Raw genomic sequence first — 8,580 nt, forward strand, 5'->3', positions numbered from 1 at the left:
CAAGGAGAACCTGATGAACCGAACATTTCCCCTGTTTCTGCATCATCAAGAGGCGCGCGGCGACAGCCTGGCTACCTGGCTGGCAAGCAAACCGGAGCGCTTGCAGCATGCGTTGGCCGACCACGGCGGCCTCGTGTTCCGCGGTTTCGAGGTGGTCACGCCGGACGATTTCCAGGCCGTGGCCGAGCAATGCTGCGATCAATTGGTCGCCGACAACGGCGAGCATGATCGCGACAGCCTGACGGGTAGCGTTTACACCCCCGTGCGTTACCGAGCCTCGGAAAAACTGTTGTGGCACAACGAGAACACCTTTAACCATTTCTGGCCCTCGCGGATTTTGTTCGCCTGTGCCCAGCCCGCCAAAGTCGGCGGCGAGACGCCGATTGTGGATTGCCGCGCGCTGTACCGCCGCCTGGATGCGGGGATTCGCGCCAAGTTCGAACAACACGGGGTGATGTACGTGCGTCGGTACACACCGGGTCTCGGCCGCTCCTGGCAGGACATCTTCAACGCGCAAACCCGGGCCGAGGCCGAGACGTTTTTGGCCCGAAACCGGATGACGGCCAAGTGGCGCGGTGATCTGTTGGAAACCCACGCGGTGCGACCGGCGGTGTGGCACCATCCGCAAACGGGGATGGCGACCTGGGTCAACCAAGCGCAACATTGGCACCCGTCCTGTTTATCCGAGTATTTGCGCGAGGCGCTCGCGGATGTGGTGCCGCCCGACCAATTCCCCCGCGATTGCCGTTACGGCGACGGCAGCCGGATCGAAGACGCCGTCATGGCGGAAATTTTGGCAGTGTACGCCGAACTGGAACAGTCCTTCGCTTGGGAGCCGGGCGATGTCATGGTGCTCGACAACACGGCGGTGGCCCACGGACGAAATCCCTACCGGGGCAAACGAAAGCTGTACGTCGCCATTGGCGACCTGGTCGCATTCCCCACTTAGCCCCCGGTTCAAGCAAGGAATTCTGCTACGAAGCCGAAAGCCATGCGATTGTTTCGCTTACTTGGTCGCGCAGCCTTCGCCGCGGCGCTGCGGCGGCGAAGGCGCTTTTGGGCAGTAATCTTCGTGCTGACGTGGATTGCGGCCTTGGATGGAAGGGTCAAGGGCGGAAAGCCCCATCCGCGCAACGACCCGAGGACCCTTGCGACGGTCACATCCTGACCCACAATCCCGATGCTCTTGTTTCCATCCGCGCAACGACCCGAGGGCCGTTGTGACGGTCAAGCCGTTGGCTTCGCCTTCCTCGAACCTGTTTCCATCCGCGCAACAACCGAGGGCCGTTGCGACAATAGTGATGTCCCCATGTACGAGACATTTGGGGTTTCCATCCGCGCAACGACCCGAGGGCCGTTGCGACATCCAAGACAGTATCGGCGACCTAATGGAACAGGTTTCCATCCGCGCAACGACCCGAGGGCCGTTGCGACCGGCCCCGGATTTTGCGGTACATCTTTTCAGTGTTTCCATCCGCGCAACGACCCGAGGGCCGTTGCGACTCAACAACGTGGCGTTTCGATCCGGCGATACCGTTGTTTCCATCCGCGCAACGACCCGAGGGCCGTTGCGACATACGCTGAATTCGGAGGCGTATAAGCACATTGTTTCCATCCGCGCAACGACCCGAGGGCCGTTGCGACAAAAGTTTGCCGCCGGTGGCTTCCTGAACCAAGTTTCCATCCGCGCAACGACCCGAGGGCCGTTGCGACGCTTGAGCCGCTAGATCGGCTTGCGAGGTTTTGTTTCCATCCGCGCAACGACCCGAGGGCCGTTGCGACCTCAACCCACCCAGCACGCCATCTCATCATAACGGTTTCCATCCGCGCAACGACCCGAGGGCCGTTGCGACGGGACGATCGCGCAGAACCCAAGGATTGGCCAGTTTCCATCCGCGCAACGACCCGAGGGCCGTTGCGACTTTCCAGTGGTTTAGGATCGCCGGAAGTTGCCGGTTTCCATCCGCGCAACGACCCGAGGGCCGTTGCGACACCTCCCCACATCAACAGCCTCGCGGACCGTGGAGTGCAATCCGCTCCACGTCCCGAGGGCCGTTGCGACTTTCCATGGTTGTAGGATCGCCGGAAGTTGCCGGTTTCCATCCGCGCAACGACCCGAGGGCCGTTGCGACACCTCCCCACATCAACAGCCTCGCGGACCGTGTGTTTCCATCCGCGCAACGACCCGAGGGCCGTTGCGACCAGCTCGAAAAGTCGGTTATAAACGTCGGTATGGTTTCCATCCGCGCAACGACCCGAGGGCCGTTGCGACACGTGTCAGCCGTCAAAATCGCCACCAATGTCGTTTCCATCCGCGCAACGACCCGAGGGCCGTTGCGACTTTCGATCTCTTGCTTTGGCGCGTCCTCTTTAAGTTTCCATCCGCGCAACGACCCGAGGGCCGTTGCGACCTCATGGTCTGGCGTTTCTGCGGTGGCTCATTGTTTCCATCCGCGCAACGACCCGAGGGCCGTTGCGACTGCAGCCGTTTTAACACACTTATTCCCAGTATGTTAAGAGGCCATTTCCGCAGATGTCTGTTTTTGAGCCTTCTCTAAACTTGCGAATATTCGCTGACTTCTCGCAAACAACTCGAAACAAACATCTTACAAAACCCGCCGAAGTCCCGGGTTTTTATGTTCGCTATAGGTCCGCGGCTCGCCCGGATCGCTTCGCAACCCACCCCGTTGCACCTCATCAAAAATTAACAAACACCTCTCCCCTTTTTGTTTTCGCCGCCCCGCGCTTCATGCTTGAATACCTGGATGCGGGCCCAAAACATCCGCCCCGCGGTCGCTCACCGCTTTTCGCCCGCTTCTTTCACCGCATCGCTCTCTTCAATTGCACTTTACCGCCATCCATCTTTATTAAAGGCGATGCACATGCACCTTATTTATCGAACCAGTTTGTTCTTTTTGCTTTTTTCTAACCTTCTTCTCAGCGCGCAGCCCGCGCACCTCAAACCGGGCACCCGCTGGACCTGCCGTCAAAACACCCTGTTCAGCTTGCAGTTGACCCACACCGAGAACGGCGAAACACGCACTGTCCCAGGTTATCGCCAGAAGCGCGAAGTTTTTGAAGATCGGGTTGAAGCCGTCGACGCGAATCATCGACCGACCGCGCTGCGCCGGGTGATTTGGGAAGACCTGACCCTGCCCGGCGATGGTTCGCGGGAACGCAAACCCACCGAAGACGTAACCCTGGCCCTGAAGCACGCAACGCCACACTGGCAGTTTCGCATCCAATCCGAAAAGACCCTGAAAAGCCTGCTCGGCGATGCCGAGTTCCCCACCCAACCTTTTCAAGACTTTCAGCCCGACTTTGCCACCGCGATGTGGTTTCTCTTTGACCCCGCTGAATGGGCCGGGCGTAAAGGCGAAATCCTGAGTCTCGCGGACGGCGACGGCAAGGCTTTGGCCGCCTTTAAACTGGGATTGCAATCCCTCGTCGACGGCGACCTCGGCCCCAACCCCGTCCTCACCCTCGAGGTGGCCGAGGAAACCGAACACGAATCCAAACTCATCCTGGCCGCCAAATTCGATACCGAGGTACCCGGCATCGAAGGGACGCAGCGCTGCCGGGTCCAAATGACCGGCCATTTTTGGCTGCGCAAAAACGGCCTGCCCCCCCGCGACATCGTGGTCCACCAAACCTACACCTACCTGGACGCGGCGGAGGGCGGCGTCGACAAACCCACCTGGTTCAACGCGGAGGCGACGCTGCGTGCCGGCTGGGAACCGCAACCGGCCTTTGAACACGGCGGCACCCCGGTCACCCCGGAAAAACTCGAACGCGTCATGGCGGCCTCGGGCCTCAACAGTTGGCTGCGCGCCTTCGACAACGAAACGACACAACTGGCCGCCCTCCAAACAGCCAATTTGAAACGAAAAAAACGGATCGCACGGTTCGAGCGCTTGACCGCCGACGCCTTTGGTCCGGCCGCCGTGCGCGCATCGGTGATCGCGCTGCTGCGCCAACGGCTGAGTGAGCAACAGGCCGACGCCCTGCTCTCCCGGTGGGAAGCTTTACCCGCCGCCGCGGTGGTACGCAATTACCAACCCGTCGACGAGGCCACCTTGGACCAGGGTATTCGGGACCTTTTCGATACGGTGCCCGATGCGCAAAAACACATATTTTTGATGCGGCGTTTGTTGGCCGGGCAGCGGGTTGACTGGGCCAACCACCACTTCGCCGCGTACCGACAGTCTGTGCTGAGCAACGCGAGCCTGATCGCGAACCGCAAGCGACCCAAGCAGCAGGAAAACGCGGTCCGGTATATGTTGGCGGCCCTGTTGCGCGATGCCGAGTTCCGATCACTCGCCGAAAAAGGCCTGTTCCGCCAATTGATCTACCAATGGCGCGCGGTACCCGAGGCCGAGCTGCGCCCGTGGGTCGAATTCCACGAAAGTGCGCTGGGCACCTGGTGGGCGCGGCTGGTGCAGATGACCCTGGTCAAAGCCGCCGAAGCCCGCCACGCCGCATTTGAGGAAACCCAACTAAGCCGCAACTAACCCGGTCGCCGGGTGGTGGAGAGATCCGCGCGGCAGCCCGGGGGCCGTTGCGACGACGTGTATTGCCCGCCCGACGTGAGTGCGGTTTTTCCAGCCGCGCAACGACCCTGCGGCCGTTGCGACTCGATGGATCGCTGTTTACCAGGCGACCTACCAGTTTCCATCCGCGTAACGACCTTGGGGCCGTTGCGACTTTATGGTGAGCCTTCACCAGCTTTTGTATGAGGTTTCCATCCGCGCAACGACCCGAGGGCCGTTGCGACCGCGAGCGCTGGGTGTTCGGTGGCAGGGCCCGAGTTTCCATCCGCGCAACGACCCTGAGGCCGTTGCGACGAGATTTGGACATCACCTACCCACGGCAATTGGTTTCCATCCGCGCAACGACCCTGGGGCCGTTGCGACTGCATTCATACCCGACCGTGTGGCGAGTCTTCTGTTTCCATCCGCGCAACGACCCTGGGGCCGTTGCGACATAAAAATCGGTCAGCCACCAGCGGTTGGAATGTTTCCATCCGCGCAACGACCCTGGGGCCGTTGCGACCACGTCCTGATGACAACGGGAATGCGTGTCGGTGTTTCCATCCGCGCAACGACCCTGGGGCCGTTGCGACGACCGCACGGGGCAACAAAATAACGTTTGGGGTGTTTCCATCCGCGCAACGACCCTGAGGCCGTTGCGACCGGGTCCGTATACTTTCGCCACTGCATTGGGATGTTTCCATCCGCGCAACGACCCTGAGGCCGTTGCGACCGGATATAATGCCGCTTGCTGTGTCGCCTTGGCGTTTCCATCCGCGCAACGACCCTGAGGCCGTTGCGACAGCCAAGTCGAGAGCAGCGAAAACGTATTAATCGTTTCCATCCGCGCAACGACCCTGAGGCCGTTGCGACAGCCGGCAGCGGCAGCAGTTCGGCATCTCCGATGTTTCCATCCGCGCAACGACCCTGAGGCCGTTGCGACCGCCAAACAGTGTGGAGGCGTAACCATGACACGGTTTCCATCCGCGCAACGACCCTGAGGCCGTTGCGACTATCGAGATCAACCCCCACGATATCAACATCAGTTTCCATCCGCGCAACGACCCTGAGGCCGTTGCGACGGTTCGATCCTCTATTTCCGGCCTGCCGGTGTGTTTCCATCCGCGCAACGACCCTGAGGCCGTTGCGACTGCAGCCGTTTTAACACACTTATTCCCAGTATGTTAAGAGGCCATTTTCGCAGATGTCTGTTTTTGTTGCCTTGGCATTCTTGCGAATATTCGCTGGATTATCGCAACCAGCTCAAAACAATCATCTTATTAAATCCGCCGAAGTCCCGGGTTTTTATGTTCGCTTGGCAGGTGCAGAGAGAACAATCTAAGTCTCTCCATTTTATACGCTTAGCAAGAAGAGATTTTCGCATAGCGACACATGGGCGACATCCAAATGATCTTTACATATTCTTTACTTAATTCGGCCACAATTTACAAAGAAAGCAGCGGCATCGCTTGGGGTCTCTTAACCTTCCAGCAAGGGCAATTTTACCAAAAGGGCTTGGTCTGGACAAAGGCCTAAGGAAAAGAGCTTCGAGGGAGCCTGGGCGGCAGGAATCACCAATCTCCCAGTTTGGGGCAAGCACATATGGCCTCGAAAAGACGACCTGCTAGTTGGAAAGACGAATAGGTTCACCGAAACGGTCAGGCCTTTTGAGACCCGTGATGTTACACCAAGCCTCCCACCCTCATTCTGTTCAACCAAAACCAGCCAGGAATGGTTTGGGACCAAAAAAGGTTCCAAAACAAAGGCTGTAGAAAACTACTAAAAGATAACAACAAACAGCTAAAAAGGAATTCCAAAAAGATGCATACGCACGGGAGAGAACTGGTAGAATCGAAAAACCGATCTTAACTGACAACCAGCTGCGCCACCTCCTTTCCAGGCGGCCAAGAATCCTGAGCCAACTCTTGCCGAGAAGTTGGGATTATCAAAATTAACTTAAGAAATTCGCAAGTAATTGAGATTCTAGAACGGCAAGAAAAAAACCTTGCGGTAAAACCAGACAACAGGTGGATTAGTTTTTGAAGCCGTGAGAAAAATCGCGAAGACTATTTTTTTTTACGAAGCAATCTGGGAGGAGCATATGGGCCAATTAAAAACAGGATATAAAGTAACCTTTAATTCAATGTTTGATGGCTGGAAGGCAGAGTATGAAATTGTTGACTTGAATAAAGCTGTCATAGCTGCAAAAAAGTTAAAAATTGGAAGCAAAGAAAACCTTTATTCTGTTGATGAAGATGACAATCTCATGCACAGAAGCGGAAGGGATGTAATTATTGCTGCGTTAAACATGGTTTCTCAAAGCGTTTTTACAGAAGCCTTTCCTCACGATGATGATATTGAAAAGGCTTTAAAAGGACTGAGTCACCAATGGTATGTAAACCGAGGGTATCCTACGCTTGATGGTTCATCTGGCATTAAGCTGACAAAGGTAAGAGTCCCTAGTTTTTATTACAAAGAGATGGAATTCAAGATTAGTTAGCATAGAAAAACAGCCAATTTCAGGAAGAAAAATTGCACAAAAATGTTGACAAGGAGCGCTTGTTGATACTGTTTAAAGATTTACAATGCCTGTAAGGAAATAATTAGCTTTTGACGGGGGTCAACAAGAAGTGCAGATCGCAATCAAAGATACTAAGAGAAGTCGAGCATTCTGGGGAGCTACTGGTTTCCGATGTCCTGGGTGCGATGGTGAAGTCTTGCCTAAATGCGGTTCAAAAAACGTTCACCACTGGGCCCACACTATTAGTGCGGACTGCGATACTTGGAGTGAACCAGAGGGCGAATGGCACCTTTATTGGAAAAGCCTTTTCCCGGAAGATTGGCTGGAAGTGGTTATGGGAGAAAACCGGGAACACCGTGCCGATATCCGAAGACCAGATGGCTTGGTAATCGAATTGCAGCACTCTTCGATTCTATTTCCCGAAGCAGAGGAACGGTGTGAATTTTATGGCGACATCATCTGGGTGTTCAATGCCCATCAGTATATCAGTCGCTGCTCCATACTCTGTTGGCACAATGAATATCCCCCCAGATGGAATGGAGGAGATAAGCCGCCCGAATGGTTTGGAAAAGGAAGTTGGAATACAGACCTTACATTGAGTTGTCCCGATCAAATATGGAGTAGAAACTCGGAATTTCACTCTTCTACCGATAAAGGGTCGCTTTCAATTTCTGTTTCCATGAGCGAGGTGAACGAAGATTTAGCAAGCGCAAGTTTTATATCATGGGATATAAAAAAGGTTCTCGAAAGAATTGTTCATTGCAAGGAGCGTTTGAGGCATTTTGCAGGCAAAGACAATAAAATAATCGAATGGTCATCGAAGCTAAAAAAGGCCGAAGAAGAATTGGCAAGCTGGGATACCTCTATCTGCTTTTTGAAACAGGCGGTGCCTGTAAATGCTGAAGAGTTTAAACTTGTTGAAGTGGCAGGGGTTCAAATTGAGGGTGTACCATTACGGATTAAATGGTCTCACCCCCGCCAAGCTTTTTCTGAATTAGAGTGCCCTTATCTCTGGGATTTCGACAAAGACTATATCCTCTTTTTTCCTGCCGTCGAAGCAAAGCGACAGGTTAAACCTTTTCTTGAGAGTGTGTTGCTCAAAAAGAACGCTGTGATTGCGGCTTTGCGGAAGATCTAACAACTGGTATTACGATCACGGTTTGGATGGTGGTCATCAATTCCCTATGAAGCCGTTGTCGGCGATCCGATGGGATAGGGCTAGTCGTGGTTGCCAACTTCTATGAAGAAGTTGGGGGCGGTCAGACAGCTACGAATTAATTCAGCATCTTTGAAGAGCATCGAAAAGGCATAAGGTTGTCGCCTGAACCTTCGGACAGCATGAAAAAGTGAGGTAGAATGCACCAACTTCCAGAATTAGGAGCACTCGTTGCGTAAGCCTCGCCTGCGTGGCCCAAGCGTGAACAGGAATTTCAGAAGGCGAGCATAAGGATCAGCGGGAGCGGTGTCAATCCCAGAGGCAAATGTTTGGTGCCATCGCTACCAGGTTGGAATACCACCGCGCATCCTTGA

General features: G+C 55.2%; 5 protein-coding genes and 2 CRISPR repeat arrays. All 5 genes read left to right on the top strand.

Going from position 1 to position 8,580, the window contains the following annotated elements; genetic code table 11:
* Window positions 1-13 precede the first annotated feature (13 nt).
* The 5 genes from J3U88_RS31985 to J3U88_RS32005 all read left to right on the top strand — a co-directional run bounded on the left by J3U88_RS31985 (window position 14) and on the right by J3U88_RS32005 (window position 8,188).
* On the top strand, window positions 14-949 hold the full coding sequence (locus J3U88_RS31985; RefSeq protein ID WP_207863097.1) for a TauD/TfdA family dioxygenase: 936 nt from the start codon (window positions 14-16) through the stop codon (window positions 947-949).
* Between the two features lie 378 nt (window positions 950-1,327).
* Window positions 1,328-2,480: a CRISPR direct-repeat array (repeat unit 37 nt; unit sequence GTTTCCATCCGCGCAACGACCCGAGGGCCGTTGCGAC).
* Between the two features lie 53 nt (window positions 2,481-2,533).
* Window positions 2,534-2,929 carry a hypothetical protein gene (locus J3U88_RS31990; RefSeq protein WP_207863098.1) on the top strand — a complete coding sequence of 132 codons (396 nt, stop codon included), beginning with the start codon at window positions 2,534-2,536 and terminating at the stop codon, window positions 2,927-2,929.
* Complete coding sequence (locus J3U88_RS31995) at window positions 2,883-4,511, top strand: hypothetical protein (protein ID WP_207863099.1); 1,629 nt, start codon at window positions 2,883-2,885, stop codon at window positions 4,509-4,511. The genes J3U88_RS31990 and J3U88_RS31995 overlap by 47 nt, the downstream gene beginning before the upstream one ends.
* A gap of 86 nt (window positions 4,512-4,597) precedes the next feature.
* A CRISPR array of direct repeats spans window positions 4,598-5,680; the repeat unit is 37 nt; unit sequence GTTTCCATCCGCGCAACGACCCTGAGGCCGTTGCGAC.
* Window positions 5,681-6,630: 950 nt separating this feature from the next.
* Window positions 6,631-7,029 carry a DUF2528 family protein gene (locus tag J3U88_RS32000; protein ID WP_207863100.1) on the top strand — a complete coding sequence of 133 codons (399 nt, stop codon included), beginning with the start codon at window positions 6,631-6,633 and terminating at the stop codon, window positions 7,027-7,029.
* Between the two features lie 130 nt (window positions 7,030-7,159).
* Window positions 7,160-8,188, top strand: a complete 1,029-nt coding sequence (locus J3U88_RS32005; RefSeq protein WP_207863101.1) for a competence protein CoiA family protein — start codon at window positions 7,160-7,162, stop codon at window positions 8,186-8,188.
* The last annotated feature ends 392 nt before the right edge of the window (window positions 8,189-8,580 follow it).

It is taken from the genome of Acanthopleuribacter pedis (genome assembly GCF_017377855.1).
Lineage (GTDB): Bacteria > Acidobacteriota > Holophagae > Acanthopleuribacterales > Acanthopleuribacteraceae > Acanthopleuribacter > Acanthopleuribacter pedis.

Bases quoted from the DNA above. Each gene is read 5' to 3' on its own strand.
- J3U88_RS31995 (WP_207863099.1), top strand. From the start codon at position 2,883: ATGCACCTTATTTATCGAACCAGTTTGTTCTTTTTGCTTTTTTCTAAC.
- J3U88_RS31990 (WP_207863098.1), top strand. From the start codon at position 2,534: ATGTCTGTTTTTGAGCCTTCTCTAAACTTGCGAATATTCGCTGACTTC.
- J3U88_RS31985 (WP_207863097.1), top strand. From the start codon at position 14: ATGAACCGAACATTTCCCCTGTTTCTGCATCATCAAGAGGCGCGCGGC.
- J3U88_RS32000 (WP_207863100.1), top strand. From the start codon at position 6,631: ATGGGCCAATTAAAAACAGGATATAAAGTAACCTTTAATTCAATGTTT.